This is a genomic window from Streptomyces sparsogenes, assembly GCF_001704635.1.
GTDB classification, from domain to species: Bacteria; Actinomycetota; Actinomycetes; order Streptomycetales; family Streptomycetaceae; genus Streptomyces; species Streptomyces sparsogenes.
Genome location: NZ_MAXF01000191.1, coordinates 13,981 through 30,408 on the forward strand (window position 1 = coordinate 13,981; position 16,428 = coordinate 30,408).

17 protein-coding genes are annotated in these 16,428 nt (G+C 74.2%); 6 read left to right on the forward strand and 11 right to left on the reverse strand.

Annotation, left to right across the window (positions count from 1 at the left end; genetic code table 11):
* Positions 1 to 42: 42 nt before the first annotated feature.
* Positions 43 to 1,824, reverse strand: a complete 1,782-nt coding sequence (locus BBH68_RS34785; protein ID WP_065967775.1) for a carbamoyltransferase family protein — start codon at positions 1,822 to 1,824, stop codon at positions 43 to 45.
* Positions 1,825 to 2,138: 314 nt separating this feature from the next.
* Here BBH68_RS34785 and BBH68_RS34790 point away from each other — a divergent pair, with 314 nt between their 5' ends.
* The 6 genes from BBH68_RS34790 to BBH68_RS34815 all read left to right on the forward strand — a co-directional run bounded on the left by BBH68_RS34790 (position 2,139) and on the right by BBH68_RS34815 (position 6,664).
* Positions 2,139 to 2,579 (forward strand): NUDIX domain-containing protein, encoded by a 441-nt coding sequence (locus BBH68_RS34790; RefSeq protein WP_342673165.1) that lies wholly within the window; start codon positions 2,139 to 2,141, stop codon positions 2,577 to 2,579.
* The gene (locus BBH68_RS34795) at positions 2,576 to 3,631 is read left to right on the forward strand and encodes a helix-turn-helix transcriptional regulator (protein WP_065967777.1); all 1,056 of its coding nucleotides are present in this window, start codon (positions 2,576 to 2,578) and stop codon (positions 3,629 to 3,631) included. Before BBH68_RS34790 ends, BBH68_RS34795 begins: the two co-directional genes overlap by 4 nt.
* 155 nt (positions 3,632 to 3,786) lie before the next feature.
* Complete coding sequence (locus BBH68_RS42405) at positions 3,787 to 4,356, forward strand: cupin domain-containing protein (protein ID WP_065967778.1); 570 nt, start codon at positions 3,787 to 3,789, stop codon at positions 4,354 to 4,356.
* A gap of 208 nt (positions 4,357 to 4,564) precedes the next feature.
* Positions 4,565 to 4,777, forward strand: a complete 213-nt coding sequence (locus BBH68_RS34805) for a hypothetical protein (protein WP_065967779.1) — start codon at positions 4,565 to 4,567, stop codon at positions 4,775 to 4,777.
* A 111-nt stretch (positions 4,778 to 4,888) separates the two neighbouring features.
* Positions 4,889 to 5,161 carry a helix-turn-helix domain-containing protein gene (locus BBH68_RS34810; RefSeq protein ID WP_065967780.1) on the forward strand — a complete coding sequence of 91 codons (273 nt, stop codon included), beginning with the start codon at positions 4,889 to 4,891 and terminating at the stop codon, positions 5,159 to 5,161.
* A 6-nt stretch (positions 5,162 to 5,167) separates the two neighbouring features.
* Positions 5,168 to 6,664 (forward strand): AfsR/SARP family transcriptional regulator, encoded by a 1,497-nt coding sequence (locus tag BBH68_RS34815; RefSeq protein ID WP_065967781.1) that lies wholly within the window; start codon positions 5,168 to 5,170, stop codon positions 6,662 to 6,664.
* A gap of 65 nt (positions 6,665 to 6,729) precedes the next feature.
* On the opposite strand, the gene BBH68_RS34820 is transcribed toward BBH68_RS34815, so the two are convergent.
* The 10 genes from BBH68_RS34820 to BBH68_RS34865 all read right to left on the reverse strand — a co-directional run bounded on the left by BBH68_RS34820 (position 6,730) and on the right by BBH68_RS34865 (position 16,401).
* Positions 6,730 to 7,509 (reverse strand): class I SAM-dependent DNA methyltransferase, encoded by a 780-nt coding sequence (locus BBH68_RS34820; protein WP_065967782.1) that lies wholly within the window; start codon positions 7,507 to 7,509, stop codon positions 6,730 to 6,732.
* A gap of 40 nt (positions 7,510 to 7,549) precedes the next feature.
* A complete protein-coding gene (locus tag BBH68_RS34825) occupies positions 7,550 to 8,503 on the reverse strand; it encodes a TIGR03560 family F420-dependent LLM class oxidoreductase (RefSeq protein ID WP_065967783.1) in 954 nt (317 codons plus the stop codon).
* Entirely contained in the window at positions 8,490 to 8,783 is a 294-nt protein-coding gene (locus tag BBH68_RS34830) for an acyl carrier protein (RefSeq protein ID WP_065967784.1), read from the reverse strand. The genes BBH68_RS34825 and BBH68_RS34830 overlap by 14 nt, the downstream gene beginning before the upstream one ends.
* 44 nt (positions 8,784 to 8,827) lie before the next feature.
* Positions 8,828 to 9,832, reverse strand: coding sequence for an aldose epimerase family protein (locus tag BBH68_RS34835; RefSeq protein WP_079151398.1), 1,005 nt, complete (start codon positions 9,830 to 9,832; stop codon positions 8,828 to 8,830).
* A gap of 5 nt (positions 9,833 to 9,837) precedes the next feature.
* Positions 9,838 to 10,428: a GNAT family N-acetyltransferase gene (locus tag BBH68_RS41120; RefSeq protein ID WP_065967785.1), complete on the reverse strand. Its 591-nt coding sequence runs from the start codon at positions 10,426 to 10,428 to the stop codon at positions 9,838 to 9,840.
* A 13-nt stretch (positions 10,429 to 10,441) separates the two neighbouring features.
* Positions 10,442 to 12,049 (reverse strand): aldehyde dehydrogenase family protein, encoded by a 1,608-nt coding sequence (locus tag BBH68_RS34845; RefSeq protein WP_079151399.1) that lies wholly within the window; start codon positions 12,047 to 12,049, stop codon positions 10,442 to 10,444.
* The gene (locus BBH68_RS34850; RefSeq protein WP_065967786.1) at positions 12,046 to 13,689 is read right to left on the reverse strand and encodes a class I adenylate-forming enzyme family protein; all 1,644 of its coding nucleotides are present in this window, start codon (positions 13,687 to 13,689) and stop codon (positions 12,046 to 12,048) included. The genes BBH68_RS34845 and BBH68_RS34850 overlap by 4 nt, the downstream gene beginning before the upstream one ends.
* Before the next feature lie 3 nt (positions 13,690 to 13,692).
* The gene (locus tag BBH68_RS34855) at positions 13,693 to 14,391 is read right to left on the reverse strand and encodes a cupin domain-containing protein (protein WP_079254513.1); all 699 of its coding nucleotides are present in this window, start codon (positions 14,389 to 14,391) and stop codon (positions 13,693 to 13,695) included.
* Positions 14,392 to 14,494: 103 nt separating this feature from the next.
* The gene (locus BBH68_RS34860; RefSeq protein ID WP_065967787.1) at positions 14,495 to 15,595 is read right to left on the reverse strand and encodes an SIS domain-containing protein; all 1,101 of its coding nucleotides are present in this window, start codon (positions 15,593 to 15,595) and stop codon (positions 14,495 to 14,497) included.
* A complete protein-coding gene (locus BBH68_RS34865) occupies positions 15,592 to 16,401 on the reverse strand; it encodes a BtpA/SgcQ family protein (protein WP_065967788.1) in 810 nt (269 codons plus the stop codon). Before BBH68_RS34865 ends, BBH68_RS34860 begins: the two co-directional genes overlap by 4 nt.
* Between the last annotated feature and the right edge of the window lie 27 nt (positions 16,402 to 16,428).

Consider the following 16,428-nt stretch of genomic DNA (forward strand, 5'->3'; position numbering starts at 1 on the left):
GCTGGTCGCGCGCGGGGCGGGCGCGACCCGCGGGCCGGAGGCTCAGCGGCCCTTCTTGGTGACCACGTACCGGTCGATGACGAGGTAGTCGATCTCGGTGGCGAGGAAGCAGTCCAGCGCGTCCCGCGGGGAGCAGACGATGGGCTCCCCGGCCACGTTGAAAGAGGTGTTGAGGAGGCAGGGCACCTCCGTCCGCGCCGTGAAGACCCGCAGCAGCTCCGCGAGCGCGGGGTTCTGCCGCTCGTCGACCGTCTGGACCCGCGCCGTACCGTCCACGTGGCAGGCGCCGGGGATCCGCTCCCGGTACTCCTTCCGCACCGGGAAGACGAACGTCATATAGGGCGACGAGGTCTTCTTGCCCATCTCGAAGACGCGCGGCGCCTCGGACTCGAGGACGACCGGCGCGAACGGCCGGAAGGGCTCCCGGTGTTTCACCCTCAGATTGATGATGTCCTTGATGTCGGGGAAGGACGGGTTGGCGAGGATGCTGCGGTTCCCCAGGGCGCGCGGCCCGAACTCGGCGCGGCCCTGGAACCAGCCCACCACGTTCTTCCCCGCCAGCAGCTCCGCCGTCCGGTCGGCGACCGAGGCGGCGTCGGGCTCCTCCCGCCACTCGACGCGGTCCGCGTACTCCTTCAGCGCGTCCAGGACCTGCCGCTCGTCGTACGAGGGCCCCAGGTACGGGGTGGTGGCCGCGGTGGCGGGGCGGTTCCTGAGGCCGGCGGTGTACACGGCCGCGCCGATGGCGACACCCGGGTCGCTGGCCCCGAAGCTGACCTCCATGCCGGTGAACGACGACCGCTCCAGCATCTTGGTGTTGGCCACGCAGTTGAGCGCCAGGCCGCCCTCGAAGAGCAGGGTGTCCAGGCTGGAGGCCGCGGTCAGGGTCCGCAGCTGATGGGCCGTGATGGCCTCGACCATGTGCTGGGCCATTCCGGCCACCTTGACCCGGAAGTCGAACTCCTCGCGCTTGACCCCGTCGCCGTCGAAGAGGCTGTCGAACAGCGCGTAGTAGGCGTCCCTGTCGCGCGGGATGGAGATGGTGTAGGTGCCGTTCTCGTGCAGCCGCACCACGTGTTCGAGCAGGGGGTTGTGGCGCGGCGGCGGGCCGTACGCGGCCAGGCCCATGACCTTGTACTCGTCGTTGTTGGGCACGAACCCCAGATAGCGGGTGATCCTGCCGTAGGCCACGCCGAGCGAGCTGGTCATGGGCACGGCGCTGTCCTCGAACAGGCGGACCACGCCGTCGCGCACCTCGCCCATCACCGAGGACAGGGTCTCGGCCCGGCCGTCGCTCACCAGGAAGGCCGCGTCGCCCCCGCCGGCCAGATAGGCGCCGCACATGAGATGGGCCAGATGGTGGGGCACCAGGACCAGCTTGTTGGGGTCCGGCTCATAACCGGTGCGCTGGACGAAATCGCCGTACACCGCGTCGCGGCTGAGCATATCGGTATAGAGCTCACCCGTGCTGCGCAGAGCGTCGAACTTCGCGGTGACCGGCAGATCGGAGTCGCATATCCGCGTGATCATCTCCTCGGCCACGGCCGGGGAAAACCGCCAGGGGAAAGCGAAAACGTCCACCTGGTCAAGGCCCACACCTGCGGATTCCAGGCACCACTCGATCGCGTTCACCGGAAAGTCGGAGGTCTTCTTGACCCGGCTCAGCCGCTCCTCCTCGACCGCCGCGACCAACTCGCCATCGACGACCAGGGCCGCCGCGGCGTCGTGCCCCACCAGAAGATTACGGCCCACACCGGTCGCCCCGTAAAGACGCCCGAAAAGCTCCGCGCCCCTGCTGAATCCGTTGTAACCGAGCACGATCACAGGCTCTCAGCCTCCCAGCACGACTGTTAACGGCAGGAACAACAGGCTACTGGTGCCACATACTTGAAGGATAGACATGATGCGCGAGCGGCCTATCGGCGACAAGAACTGAATCTCCCCGGGAAGAACGGCTCTCAGGCCCGTCCGGTATCTTTGCGTGCTGCCGCCAACGAGAGGTGAAAGCCGCAATGGGGTATACGCGCGGACGTCGCGTCACACACTGCCCGTACTGTGGAAGCGCCTATGCCGACGGGGTCGGCTGGCCGAGGGACTGCTCCGGCTGCGGCGAGACCCAGTGGCGAAACCCGCTGCCCGTGGCCGTCGCCCTGCAACCGGTGGCCTCCGCCTCGGGCCGGCTCGGTGTGGTCGTGGTGCGCAGGGGGATAGAGCCCGGCCGGGGGCTGCTGGCGCTGCCCGGGGGGTATGTGGAGGTCGGCGAGACCTGGCAGGAGGGCGCCGTACGGGAGCTGCGGGAGGAGACGGGGCTGGTGGCCGCGGTGGACGGGGTCACCCTTTTCGATGTGCGCTCCACGGGGGACACCCTCCAGCTGTTCGCCCTGCTGCCGGTGCGCGAGGCCGGGACGCTGCCCGCGGCGGTGGCGATGCCCGAGACCATGGGGTGGCAGGTGATCGACACGCCGAGCGAGCTGGCGTTCGACACTCACACCGCGGCCCTGGCCACACTTCTGTCGGCGGCCCGCCTCCCGGGGCCCTCCGCCCACCTCCCGGCACGCGTGAGAGGAGAGCTGCGGTGACCCTCCCCCTCCGCTCGGCCTCCCGCGGCCCCTCGTACCTCAGCGAGGACGAAGTGGCGGTCTACGACTGCGTCCTGAGGTACCAGCAGGTCACCAGAGAGCGTCTGAGTACCGTCCCCGACCTGGAGTTATCGGAGGAACAACTCGACTCGGCGGTCGGCGGACTGCTGGAGCTGGGCCTGCTGCGGGCCCATACGAAGGATCCGGCGCTGCTGGTGCCCGTGGACCCCGATCTGGCCGCCGCCGCCCTCGCCGCCCCGATCCGGGCCTCCCTTCAGGAACAGCGGCGCCATCTGAACCAGATCAGTGTCGAATTCGGCCGGCTGCGCGCGCACTTCCTCGACGGCCGGCGCCGGCCCTCCGACAGCATCGAGATCATCCCGCATCTGGACGAGGTCCGCGCCGCCTTGAACCGTGCCTCCGACGAGTGCCGGGGGGAGGTCCTGAGCAGCCAGCCCGGCGGCGGGCGGGCGCCGGAGGTGCTGCAGGAGGCGATGAGCCGGGACACGGCGCTGCTCGCCCGGGGGGTGCGGATGCGCACCCTCTACCACCACACGGCCCGGTTCAACGCGCCGAGCCAGGCGTACGTGGCCGTGCTGTCCGGGCTGGGCGCCGAGTACCGGACCGTCCACGATCCGTTCGGCCGGCTGATCGTCTTCGACCGTGACCTGGCGTTCATCCCGGAGGAGGAGGACGGCCTGGGGGCGGTGGTGGTGCGGGAGCCGTCCATCGTGGGCTACCTCCGCTCGGTCTTCGAGAACGCCTGGGCCCACGCCAGGCCCTTCTCGGACGCCGCCGCCGACGGCCTGGAGGCGGTGGCCAAGGAGTTGGACGGGACGATCCTGCGCCTGCTGGCGGCGGGCTACAAGGACGAGGCGATCGGCCGCAGGCTGGGGATGTCGCTGCGCACCACCCGCAAGCACGTGGCCGACATCATGGACTCCCTCGGCGCGGTGAGCCGGTTCCAGGCGGGGGTCCTCGCGGCCCGGGCCGGTCTGCTGGACCAGGAGGACGAGGAGCCGGGCGCCGATGAGCGGGAGGCCGGCCGGTAGCGGGCACGGGTGTCACGCCTTCGCGGGACCGGGGACACGGGACCGGGCACGCGGGACCGGGGACACGGGACTGGCGGACCGGGCGGCGGGCCGGTGATGATGCGGTGCGCTTCCGCGTCGGCCGCGAGAAGCGACCCCGACAGCGGAGGGCAGCGGTGTCCGCGACGGACTGGGAACTCTTCCTCCGCGACATAGCGCTGTGCCTGGCGACGTACCAGGGCCGGGGGCCGGCCGTGGTCTGGCCCGACCGCGCCCACGCCGTCCTCCCCCGCCTCCGGGACCCCCATGGCCGCCATGCCCGCCGCGAACCCCGCGACCTCCGTGGCCCCCGTGGCCCCGGTGGCCTCCGCGGCCCCCGTGGCGCGTACGGCGGCCGGGCCGACGCCGGCCCGCGCCCCGCGCCCCGCGGCACCGGCGCCGGCCGGCTGGCCGCCGATCTGGGCCACCGCATGGGCTACGCCGTCGAGGCCTTCCAGCACACGCTCCCCGCCGAGCGGGCACTCGCCCTCCGACACCCCGGCGCCGACACCCTGGTCTGTCTCCTCCAGGGCGGGGCGCGCTGCCACGTCGAGGGCCCGGGCCGGCCGGGCGGCGAGGGCTGGGGGATCGATCTGCGGCTGTGCGCCGGCGAGGTCTTCTACACCCCGGCGGGCCACAGCTGCACGCTTTCCGGCGCCCGCGCCCCCTGCCCGCTGCTGCTGCTCGTGCTCCGCGCGGTCCCGTGACCCGCCGGACGGGCGGCCGGGAGGGCGGAAACTCCCGGATGAATATCCCTCATCCCGTTATGGCCACCCCTCGCCTTGCTGTCCGGCACGTTGGTGAGCGGCGGCGCGCGTGGTGCGCGCTCCGCGCCCCGAGCCATGATCGAGGCGTCAGCCCAGGGCGGATCGCCCCCATCATCCGCATCCGATCGCATCCACCGGAGGCCATGACATGAAAAAGCCGGTTCTTTCCGCCGCCGTGACCGCGCTCGCCGCTCTCGCCCTCGCCTTCGCCTTCCTCCTCCCGAGCGCGGCCGCGCGGACGGCCGGCGCCGACTCGCGGCCCGCGTCCTCCCCGGCCGTCTCCCTGGCCGACGACGCACGGGGGATGGCCGGCTTCCGCTCTCCTGGCGACGACGACACCGGCTGGGGACGCCGCGGGTAAGTCATCACCGGCCACGGGGGCGGTGCGCGAGGGGGGACGGTGACGCCGTCCGGCGGCGTCACCGCCTCGACCCGTCGTACCGCGAGGCCAGGAGAGAGGCCGCTCACCACCATGGGACCACTCGACCGTCGTGTGCTGGAGACGCTCAGCGACCGCGAACGCGAGGTGCTGGACTGCGTCCTGGAGGGACACACCTACTCCTCCGCGGCGCGGCTGCTGGGCCTGAGCCCGCACACCGTCGACACGTACATGCGTCGCGTCCGGGCCAAGGCGGGGGTCAGCAATCGCATGCAACTCCTGCGGCTCGCGATGATCGACGCTCTCGGTGAGGGCACGGGGGACACGGGGCTAACACGGGGACACGCGCATCCAGACAGAAGGTGAGGTTCCGTGGAGTTCCACTTGCTCGGGCCCCTGGAGGTGTCCGAGGACGGGGCGGCGGTGCCCCTGGGCGGAGTGATCAAGCGGGGCGCGCTCGCCCATCTCCTCATCCACGCCAACAGCGTGGTGTCCGCGAGCAGGCTGCTGGCCGCCCTGTGGCCCGGCGACACCCCGCTGACCGCGAGAAAGATGCTGCAGAACGCCGTGCGGGACCTGCGCCGGCTGCTGTCCTCGGGCCCGGTGCGCGACCGCGGCCCGGGCGGGCGGGTGGCGCTGGTGACCGACGCCCCCGGCTACCGGCTGCGGGTCGACCCCGAGGCGATCGACCTGTTCCGCTTCCAGCAGGCGGTGGAGCGCGGCCACGCCGAGGTGGCGGCGGGCTCATACGACTCGGCGGCCCGCGTGCTGCGGGAGGCGCTGGGGCTGTGGCGGGGGTCCGCGCTGGCCGATCTGGTGGAGTGCGGCCTCTCCTGGCCCGAGCCGACCGCCTGGGAGAACGCCCGGCTGAACGCCCTGGAGGACCTCTTCGAGGCCGAGCTGGCCCGCGGCCGCCACCAGGCGGTCCTCGGCGAACTGCAGGCGGTCGCCGCCGCCGAGCCCACGCGGGAGCGGCTGAGCTGTCAGCTCATGCTGGCCCTGTACCGCTGCGGCCGGCAGACCGACGCCCTCGCCGCCTACCGCCGCATCCGGGCCGAGTTGCTCGAACGGTACGGCCTGGAACCCACCCCCGGGATGCGGAAGCTGGAGCGGGCGATCCTCGAACAGGCGCCGGAGCTCGACCCGCCGTGCGGTCCCGCGCTGATCGAGGTGGCGACCCTGCCCGGAGCCCACGGGGCGCGGCGGGCCTCCGCCCCGGGCGGTGCCGGGCTCACCGCCGTGCGGGGACGGGCCACGCGCAACCGGATCAGCCTGGTATGGGTGCGTTACGCCCTGGAGGGGCCGGGGCACGACCCGTCGAGCATCCAGGACGGTCTGCGGGAGGCCGAGCGGGCCGTCCGCGAGGAGGGCGAGCGGTTCGGCGGGACGATGGGACACGCGGCCGGGTCCGTCTTCTCACTGCTGTTCGGCCACCCCGAGGCGGGTCCGGACGACGCCGCCCGGGCGGTGCGGGCGGCGTTCGCCGTACGCGACCGGCTCGCCGCCCGGGGCTCCGGAGCGGCGGCTCCCGCCGCGCCGGCGGGCCTCCATGTGGCCGTGGCCACCGGGGACGCCTACCTGCTGCTCCGCCCCGGGGAGACGGACGCCCCCCGGGTGATGGGCGAGGTGGCGGACCGATGTCTGAGGTTACTGGCGCTCGCCCCCCAGGGGCAGGTACGGGTCTGCGAGGTCACCCGCCGGGCGAGTGAACCGGACATCGCCTACCGCGTCGGCCCGGAGCCGCCCGAGGGATGGGAGGCGGTCCGGGTCCGCGGGCACGGGTGTTGCGCCGACGGGGGCCCCGCGGCCGGGCCCCTGGAGTGGCCGGTTCCGGAGCACGCCGAACTGCCCGCGCGCGCCGCGCTCTGAGCCGCCGCCGGGTGCTTCCCCTCGGGTCCGGGCGGGCCCGAGGGGAACGGCTCACCCGGCACGGCTCACGCGGCGCCGGGTTTCACCGCGCGGTGCAGGGTGCGGCAGGGGACGCTGGTCAGGGAGCAGGAGCCCGACTCGCAGTTGAGGTACTCGGGCTCGAAGTTGTGGTCGACGGACACGAGTCCGGCGGCGGCGAGCGCCCGCGCCACCTCTTCCGGGTCGTACTCCCAGCTCCGCAGGGTCTGGTCCACGCGTACGCACGCGGGGCCCGACCCCAGGGCGCCCGAGACGCGCAGCATGCCGGTCCTGGCCTCGTCGTCCCAGACCCCGCGCTTGACGACGACCGCGTCGGGGCCGTCCGTCAGGGTGACGTGGTTCCAGTGGCGGAAGTGCGAGGCGGTGAACAGGTCGAACACGAACTCCCCGCCCTCGACGAGCGCCTCGCGCACGGCCGTGAAGCAGCGCGTCAGCTCGGCCGGGGACTCGAGGTGGTTGAGGGCTCCGTCCAGGCTGACGCAGGCGGCCACGGGGCGCGGGAGACGGAAGTCGCGGGCGTCCGCCTCCAGGAGGGTCACCGCCCCGTTGTCGAGGTCGGGGGCGAGTTTCTTGCGCGCGATGTCGAGCATGTCGGCGGAGCCGTCGACGCCGGTGACCCGCCATCCGGCGGCGGCCAGCACGGAGACGGTCACCCCCGTGCCGCAGCACAGGTCGAGGGCCGTGCGCTCCGGCAGCCGCCGCCGGTCCAGGTGGTCGGCGAGCCGGGGCGAGAAGGTGTGCGTCCAGCCCGTGTACTGACCGTCGAAGAAGCGCGCGAAGCCGTCCTTGTAGTAGTAGCTGCCCATGTTCGCCCTTCCTGTGCGGGGGATGCGGATGTGCGGGGGGTCAGCCGGCCCGGAGGGCGGGCGCGACGTGCCGGGCGAAGAGTTCGCAGCTGCGCCAGTCGACCGGCGGGCGGGCACCGAGCAGGAAGTCCCGGACGCCGAGGGCGAGATAGGGCCGCAGGCGCTCGACGCACTGCTCGGGGGTCCCCACGACCACGTACTCGGACCAGTCGGGTGAGTCGGCCCCGATGCGCCGCCGCAGTTCCTCGGCCCGCTCACGGGCCTCCCGCGCGTCCTCGCCGAGGACCGCGCGGAAGGTCACCGACTTGCGGATGTCCCGCGGATCGCGTCCCACGGCGGCGCAGTGGCCTTCGAGGCTGCTCAGCGTGGCCCGGTAGGCGTCGGGGGTGCCGGCGAGGGTGTTCCAGATGTCGGCGTGCTCGGCGACGACGCGCAGCGTCCGTTTCCTCCCCTCACCGCCGATCACCAGGGGCAGGCGGCGCTGGAGCGGCTTCGGTTCCAGATGGGCGTCCGTGAGCCGGAAGTGCTTGCCGTCGAAGGTGCTCGACTCGCCGGTCCACAGTCCGCGCATGACGCGGCAGGCCTCGTCCAGCATGTCCAGCCGCGTCCCGGCGGACGGGAAGGGGATGCCGTACTGCTCGTAGGCGAGGTCGGGGCCGGCCGCGCCGATCCCGAACTCCAGGCGGCCGCCGGAGACGTGGTCGACGGTGGCCGCCGCGGCGGCGGCGAGCGCGGGATGGCGCCAGGTCACCGCCGAGACGAGCACGGCGCAGCGGATGCGGGTGGTCCGTGCCGCCAGCGCGGAGAGCAGCGTCAGCCCCTCGAAGCACGGTCCGGCGGGGCCGCCGAGGGGTGGCCGGAAGTGGTCGAAGAGGGAGACCCAGTCGAAGCCGAGTTCCTCCGCGCGCTGCCACAGGTGGAGGGCTTCGGGGAAGGTGCGGTACTGCTGGCCCGAGTGGAGGCCGACCCGGACGGTGTCGTCATGAATCTGCATCGGTTCCGGCTCGCTCCTGTTCCTGTCGGTGCGGCGGTGTGACGAGGGGGCGGACGGCTTCGGTGAGGGTCCGGACGGTGCGGAACACTTCGGGGGTGACGGCGTCCGCGGGGAACCGCAGGGAGAAGGTCTCCTCCAGGTCGACGAGGAGGCCGGCGACGCCGAGCGAGGTCACTCCCAGGGCCGACAGCTCGGTGTCCGGGTCGAGTTCGCCCTCCGGCACCGCCGGCTCGGCTCGGCGCCGCACCGCCTGGGCGACGGAGGTCATGAGGGGGTCCATGGGTGGTCCTTCCGCTGGGAGGCCGCTGCCGGGCGCGCGCCAGGTCAGCCGGCCGAGAAGTGGTGAACGGTCCGGTGGCGGTAGACCTCGCCGGGGTCGAGCCGGACCGGCGGGTAGTCGGCGCGGTTGGGCGCGTCGGGCAGCGCCCCGGCCTCCAGGCAGATCCCCGACCGGCGCCGCCCGGAGAAGCCGTCGGCCGTGTAGACCCCGAGCCCGGGCTGGTCCGTGACCACGCGCATGGTGCGCCCGGACACCGGGTCGTGGAGCTCGGCGGCCCAGGCCGGATCGTCCAGGACGAAGCAGTTGTCCAGCGCGTGGTCGCCGAGGGTTCTGGGCCCGGAGTAGTCGAGCGGGCCGCCCGCGATGTCGGCCGGGGGGCCGGGCAGCGGTACCAGCTGGTCGTCGAAGAGGGTCGTCCGGGTGGAGTTGACCGCCAGTGTGTGGCCGTCGATCGGGCCGGACCCGGCCAGGTTCCAGAAGGCGTGGTTGGTCAGGCTCACCACGGTGGTCGCCGTGGTGGTGGCCTCGTACGCGAAGGTCAGGCGGCCGCCGGGCGCCACTTCGTAGACCACCTCGGCGGACAGCGCCCCGGGGTAGCCCTGGTCGCCGTCCGGGCTGTCCAGGCGCAGCCGCAGCGCCGCCGCGTCCCCGCGCGGCTCGGGGCGCGCCTGCCACACGTACCGGTCGAAGCCGATGGCTCCGCCGTGGAGGTGGTGCCGCCCGTCGTTGCGGTCGAGTTCGTACGTGACGCCGTCGAGCACCAGCCGACCGCCCGCCACGCACCGGCAGTAGCGGCCCACGGTGGAGCCGACGTAGGGGTTGCGCGCCCGGTCCTGATAGGCGGCCAGGTCCGGGAGGTTCACCACCACGTTCTCCGGGCGTCCCTCGCGGTCGGGCACCAGCACCTCGACGAGGCCGGCACCGTACGTCCACACGGTGATGGCCAGGCCCTCGCCGGTGTCCAGGGTGTAGGCGTCCACCCGGGTCGGTCCCTGGCCCGCGTGTCCGGCCGTGGTCCCGACCGTCTCGCGTCGTATGGTCGCCGCCATGCCGGTCAGTCCTTTTCCGGGTCGGCCGCGGCCGGGCGCAGGGGCCGGTGGAGGTGGGCGTGGCGCCTGCCCGCCCCGTCGTCGAAGGTGGGGCCGCAGGGGGTGAAGCCCAGCAGGGCGAGCAGGGCGCAGGTGTCGCGCAGGTCGGGGTTGACCTGGGCGCGCAGCACGTCGCCGCCCGTGTCGGCCGCCACCTCCACGGCCCGGCGCACGCACCGCACCCCGACCAGCGCCCCGGAGGTCAGCCACGCGGGGGCGACGGCCAGCCGCTGCAGGTACCGGGGCCGCTCGGCGGGCGGGAACACCGTCTCGTCCGTGCCGGTGGGCGGGCGCTCGGTCAGGGTGAACATGCCGGCCGGGCCGGTGGCATGGTGCAGCAGGTGCACCGCGCCGGACTCCACCAGGCGCCGGGTGGTCTCCGGCCGCCGCGCCGGGGCGGGCGTGCCGGACATGGCCGCTTGATGGGCGTCGCACGAGGTCAGCAGCGCGTGGACCAGGTCCGGGTCGGTGGCCGTGAGCCACCGCCAGGGGGGCGGTCCGGCGGGGTCGGTACCGGTGGGGTGCGGATCGGTGGGCGGTGCCTCGGCCCGGGACATCGCGGCCCCTCCCTCAGCGCTCGCCGACGCGTACGGTGACGGTCTTGGGGCGCTGGTACTCGGTGAGCGCCAGCACGCTCATGTCCGTGCCGTGTCCCGAGGTGCCGCGGCCGCCGTGGGGCAGCTCCGCGGTCTGGTCCAGATGGCAGTTGACCCAGACCTCGCCGGCGTTCAGCTCTCCGGCCACGCCGAGCACGGTGGCCGTGTGGGAGCCCCAGACGCTCGCGGCGAGGGCCTGCGGCACCGAGTTGGCGAGCGCCACGGCCTCCTCGACGCCGTCCGCCCGCTGCACCGTGAGCACGGGCCCGAACACCTCGTCGACCACCGCCGGGTCGTCGGGCGGGAGATCGGCCAGGACGCGGCCGGGCCGCCAGTAGCCGCCCTCCTCCCCCGGGGCCGGGGCGAGGTCCGCCACGTGGTCCACGCCCGCGGAGCTGCTGGCGAGGAGTCGGTCGTAGCGGGCCGCCTGGTCGGCGTTGTTGAGCGGTCCGAAGTCGGCCCCGGCGCGCCGGTCGCTCATCGACTTGGCCAGCCCTTCGACGACCCGGTCGTGGTTCTCCCGCAGGGTGATCACCCGGGCCGGGGCGGCGCAGCTCTGGCCGGCGTTGTAGGTGACGGCCCGCACCAGCGCCTCGCAGGTGTCGTCGGGGGCGTCCGGCAGCACCAGAGCCGGGCAGTTGCCGCCGAGTTCCAGGCTGAGCCGGCGCAGTCCCGCCCGGGCGGCGACGTCCTGGCCGCCCGCCACGCTGCCGGTGAACGCCACCGCGTCCACGCCCTCGGTGACCAGCAGGCGGCCCGTGTCCCGGTCGCCCGGCACGGTCAGCAACACGTCGGGGCCCAGCGTCCCGGCCGCGTCCCGGGCCAGCAGCAGAGCGGTGTCCGGGGTGGTCAGCGCGGGCTTGAGGACGACGGTGTTGCCGGCGGCGAGCGCCGGGCCGATCCGCCACGCCGCCATCATCAGGGGGTAGTTCCAGGGCACGATCGCCGCGACGACGCCCAGGGGCTCCCACCGCACCCAGCTCTCCCGGCCGCCCATGCGCCGGCCGGCGGCCGGCGCGGTGTCGGCCCGCAGCGCCCCGGCGTAGAACCGCAGCAGGTCGGCGCAGTGCTCGACCTCGCCGTGTGCCTCCGCCTCGGGCTTGCCGGTGCCGGCCCGCTCGGCCCGCGCGTACTCGGCGGACCTCTCCTCGATCAGGTCCGCGAACCGGAGCAGCCGCCTCGCCCGGTCGCGGGGGGTGAGGCCGGCCCAGCCGGGCTGGGCCGCGCGGGCCGCCGCCACGGCCGCTCCGGTCTCCCCTTCGCGGCCGACGGCGACGGTCAGCCGCTCCGCGCCGGTGCGGGGGTCGGTCAGGGCCGCGGTGGGGTGGGTGTCGTCGCCGGACTGCTTGGCGCGTACGAACTCCGCGATGGCGTTCACCGACCGGAAGCGGTCCCGGGCGAGGTCCTCGGCCGTGACGGCGATGCCGAACGTCTTCTCCAGGGCCCCGAACAGGCGCAGGAAGCCCACGGAGTCGAGCAGGCCGGCGTCGATCAGCGCCGTGTCCCGGTCGGTCACGTCGATGTGCAGGTCCTCCCTGAACAGCTGCACGACACGGGCGGCGACGGATGGCGTCTCGTTCACTGGGCGCTCCTGGTGGGTGGGACGGCTTCGGGAGGCTGGGACAGGCCGGTGATCCGCGCGGCGAGTTCGCGGCGGAGCACCTTTCCCGTGGCGGTTCTCGGGATCGCGTCGAGGACGAGGATCCGGGCGGGCCGACAGGCGGGCCGGAAGGCCTGGGACAGCGCGGTGTGCGCCGGCGGCAGCGGGTCGGCGCCGGGCACCGGTACGACGGCCGCCACCACCTCCTCGCCGAGGAAGCGGTGCGGCAGCGCCACGGACGCGGCGTCCCGGAGCTGGGGCACCGCCCTGAGCACGCGGTCCACCTCGTCCAGGGACACGGCCTCGCCACCCACCTTGGCGATGTTCTTGACCCTGCCGGTGACGACCACGAACCGCCGTCGCGAGTCGGGGTCGAGGACCTCCGTGCCCAGGTCCTGCGAGTGGAACCAGCCGCCGGCGAAGGCCTCGGCCGTGGCCCGCTCGTTGCCCTGGTAGCGGGTCATCACATTGTGCCCGCGCATACAGATCTCGCCCTCCTCCCCCGGCCGCGCCCGCTCACCGCCCGCGGTCAGCACCGCGACCTCGTTGCCGTACAGGGCGGTGCCGATGGACGGGATGTCGGCGTCCGTCATCAGCCGGCGGTAGGAGTCCTCGGACAGGTCGGCGGGGAGGGTCGTGGAGAAGTTCACCGTCTCGGTGAGCCCGTAGCCCTGGAGCACCCGGACGCCCGTGCGCTCCCGTACGGCTCGGGCGGTGCGCGCGGTCAGGGGGGCCGCCGCGGAGACGAAGTAGTCGAGGCCGGCGGGCGGTTCGGGCCGCCGCCAGGTCTCGGCGAGGGCTTCCAGGATGCTGGGGACGACGCTCGCGATCCGCGGCCGGAAGCGCTCGACCAGCCGCGGGTACCGCAGCGGGTCGAAACCGGGGGCGAGGAGGACGTGCGCGCCGGCGGCGAGGACGCCGAGCACGGTGAAGTGCAGGCCGTTGACGTGCTGGATGGGCAGGCAGCCGAGCACCCGGTCCCCGGGGCGCAGCCCGTGGTGGCGGCGCAGCGCCTCCGCGTTGACCGCGGCGGCGTAGTGGGACTGGGCGACCAGTTTGCCGGCCGCGGTCGATCCGGAGGTGGCGAAGAAGAAGGCGTCGTCGCCCGGGCCGGGCAGGGTGTGCGCGCCGGGCGCGGTGGGGTCGGGGAGGGTGTGCGGGTCGGGCAGGGCGACGGCCTCCGGGAGGGCGTCCGCCTCGACGGCGCCGGGCCGCAGGACCAGGCCGGCCCCGGCCGCCGCGGCCTGCTCCCGGCGGCGGCCGGCCGGGTCGAGCGGGTTGAGCATGAGCAGCGGGCGGCCGGCCCGCAGCACCGCGAGGACGGCCAGGACGGATGCCGCGTCGTTGACCGGTGCCAGGGCCACCGCGCGGCCGGGCGGGGCGGCCGGGTCGCGGCGCAGCCATCCGGCCAGCCGTCGGCTGAGCGCGTCCGCCTGACCGTAGGAGAGGGTGACGGTGTCGCCCGCGGGCGTCGGGGTGGTGAGGAACGGGGCGTCCGGCCGCTCCCGGGCGTGGTGGTCGAGACGGGAGAGCACCGTCGTCCAGGGCGTCAGCCTCTCGGTGAGGGGCCTGCCCTGGTAGGTGTGGGCCCGGTCGAAGTCGGTGGGGGTGTCCGGCGCCATGGCTCACCCGAACCGGTGCGGAGAGTGCGGGCAGCCCTTCGCCGCCAGCTCCTCGCCGCTGGAGGCCCGGATGTCGCAGAGCCGACAGGTGATGTGGCCCAGTTCGCTCAGGAGCGCGGTGTACGCGGTGAGGTTCTGCCGTTCGGGGCTGTCCAGGTGCCGGTGAGGGGCGCCCACGGCGAGGATCATGTGGTCGGTGACCGCGCCGACCGCGTGGGTGATGGCGCCCTCGACCATGTAGACCTGGCCGGGGCGGGTCTCCACGATCTCCCCGGCGACGGCGATGGTGCCGGTGCCGGCCAGGACGAACAGCAGGTGGTCGCCGGGGTGGGTGTGCGGGGCGAAGCCGCTCCCGGCGGGCACGTGCAGGATGTCGGCGCCCATCTGACCGCTCGACAGCAGGGAGCGTCCGGTGGCGGCGGCGGTCTTGGACACCCGGGTGGGCCCGGGTGCGACGTCGATGCCGAGTTGCTGGGTGGTGCCGTCCAGGCCGAGGTCGGCGGCCCAGTCGCAGATCAGCAGGGGCGCGGGGCGGGTGGCGGGTTCCTCGGGGCGCGGGGCGCCGGCGGCCTTCGCGAGACCGAGGACCGCCAGCAGTTCCACCGCCTTGGCCTCGCGTTCGGCGGGGGCGAGGCTGTGCAGCTCCTCGGTCAGAACCTCGATGACCTGCTGGGTGGGCAGGCCGTGCATCGTGTCGCTCAAGGCGTCCTCCGGGTCACGATCGGTGTCGGTGCGGGGTATTGGCGGTGTGGGGTGTTGGCGGTACGGGGTGTTGGCGGTGCGGGGTGTTGGCGGTGGTGCGAGGTCAGTGGGGGTTACCGGGCGCGGGCCTGCCCGCCGCGAACGGCGTCCGCCCGAGGCGGTGGGCGAGATGGCAGGCGAGGGGGGCGGCGTACAGGTGGTAGAGCAGCGGGGAGAACTCCTCGCGCACACTCCCCCGTACGGGGAGCCGGGCCCAGGCCTCGGCGGCGCCGCGGTCGTCGTCCGCTGGGGTGATGGCCACGACCCGCCGCCCCAGGCCGGCGGCCCGTCGGATGACCTGGTGGGCGTGGTCGCGGGCGTGTCCGGGGGGCGCCACCACGAAGGTCGGCATGTCCGTCGGGCGGGCGAACCGCTCGACGTGACACCACTCCTCCAGATCCTGGCCGGCGGCGAACACCCCCGAGGTCTCGATCACCTTGGCGGCGCTGTAGAGGGCCGTTCCGTGGGAGGGCCCGCTGCCGAGCACGGTCAGCACCGGGGCGTCGGCGACGCGCTCGGCGACCTCACGGCACGGCCCGCCGACGGTGCGGACGGTCTCCTCCACCGCCCCGGCGAGTGCGACGAGTTCGTCCCGCAGGGCGTCGGCCCGGTCCCGGTCGAGCCGTCCCCGCGCCTGTCCCAGCCGGATCGCGATCAGCAGGGCGCCGAGCACGCTGGCCTGGTAGGTGCGCACGCCCGGCGACGGCTCCTGCCCGGGCAGGCCGACCAGGAGGGCGGCGTCGGCGGACTCGGTGAGCGGGCTCGCGGGGGTGCCGGTGAGGGCGACGACGGTCGCCCCCGCGCGGCGGGCCCGCTCGGCCGACCGTACGACGAGCGGGGTGCGGCCGGAGGCGGAGACGGCGATGGTGAGGACGGTGCGGGGCGGGCGGGGCGCGTCGGGGCGCGCGTAGTGGGTGAAGGGCAGCGCGCTCACCGGCCGGCAGTCCACCCCGGCCAGGGACTCGAAGGCCATCTCGACGGCGCGGGCAGCGTGGTAGGAGTCCCCGTCGCCCACGATGACCACCGACTCGATCTCCGCCGGGCGCGCCCCGGACAGCAGCGCCCGCGCCTGCTCGTCGAACGCGCCGGCGTGCGTACGGAGGTCGTCGGCGAGGGCCTCCGCCTGGCGCAGCATCACCTCGGGGCCCGGTGCGGGGACGGTCATCGCTCGACTCCCCGGACGATGTCGACGTAGGCGCGGACGCGGTCGACGTCGATCGCGCCGCCCCAGCCGCCGCGCTCCAGACACGTGCCCACGAACGCCCCGTCCGCGGCGGCGAGCAGCCGCGCGGCGTTGTCGTGATGGGTGTGGCCGGCCAGGATGACCGGCAGTCCGGGGGCCGCGTCGCGGACGGACGCGATCATCTCCAGGGCCGTGCGCTCGTCCGGGTGGCACAGCGACACCGCGTCGGCCCCGACGCCCCGGGCGGCGCGCGCCACCTCCGCGGTGGTCTTCCCCCCGCCGAACCACGTGAAGTGCATGGAGTCGACCTCCGCGACGATGCCGATGCCCTCGGCGCCGATGGAGCGGCGGTAGGCCATCACCTCCAGCGGGTCGGCCCGCACCATGCCGTGGGCGGTGAGGGTCTGTCCCACCAGGGCGCCCGCCCGGATGAAGTCGCCGCCGGCCACCCGCGCCACCGCGAGGGAGGCCTTGTTGGCGTTGCGCATCAGCTGCACTCCGACGCGGAACCCCTCCCCCGTGGCCTCCGCCACGGCCCGCGCGATCAGGCCCATGGCCACGGTGCGGGCCGGGTCGGACTCGTCGGCGACGCTGTAGACCCGGTCCACGGTCTGGATGAGGCATCCGTCCGCGCCGCCCTCGTACAGGGCGCGCGCGGAGGCCACCGCGGTGTCGAGGGTGCGGGGGAACGTGCCGGTCTCGTGGAAGGGGGTGCCGGGCAGGGGTGCCAGGTGCACCATGCCGAGGACCAGTTTGTGTCCGTCGCCCGGTGTCGTCCACGTACTCATGCGTCTCGGCCTCCGTCGGGGACGTCG

Bases quoted from the DNA above. Each gene is read 5' to 3' on its own strand.
- BBH68_RS34805 (WP_065967779.1), top strand. From the start codon at position 4,565: ATGAAAAAGCCGGTTCTTTCCGCCGCCGTGACCGCGCTCGCCGCTCTC.
- BBH68_RS34810 (WP_065967780.1), top strand. From the start codon at position 4,889: ATGGGACCACTCGACCGTCGTGTGCTGGAGACGCTCAGCGACCGCGAA.
- BBH68_RS34820 (WP_065967782.1), bottom strand. From the start codon at position 7,509: ATGGGCAGCTACTACTACAAGGACGGCTTCGCGCGCTTCTTCGACGGT.
- BBH68_RS34825 (WP_065967783.1), bottom strand. From the start codon at position 8,503: ATGCAGATTCATGACGACACCGTCCGGGTCGGCCTCCACTCGGGCCAG.
- BBH68_RS34830 (WP_065967784.1), bottom strand. From the start codon at position 8,783: ATGGACCCCCTCATGACCTCCGTCGCCCAGGCGGTGCGGCGCCGAGCC.
- BBH68_RS34835 (WP_079151398.1), bottom strand. From the start codon at position 9,832: ATGGCGGCGACCATACGACGCGAGACGGTCGGGACCACGGCCGGACAC.
- BBH68_RS41120 (WP_065967785.1), bottom strand. From the start codon at position 10,428: ATGTCCCGGGCCGAGGCACCGCCCACCGATCCGCACCCCACCGGTACC.
- BBH68_RS34850 (WP_065967786.1), bottom strand. From the start codon at position 13,689: ATGGCGCCGGACACCCCCACCGACTTCGACCGGGCCCACACCTACCAG.
- BBH68_RS34860 (WP_065967787.1), bottom strand. From the start codon at position 15,595: ATGACCGTCCCCGCACCGGGCCCCGAGGTGATGCTGCGCCAGGCGGAG.
- BBH68_RS34865 (WP_065967788.1), bottom strand. From the start codon at position 16,401: ATGAGTACGTGGACGACACCGGGCGACGGACACAAACTGGTCCTCGGC.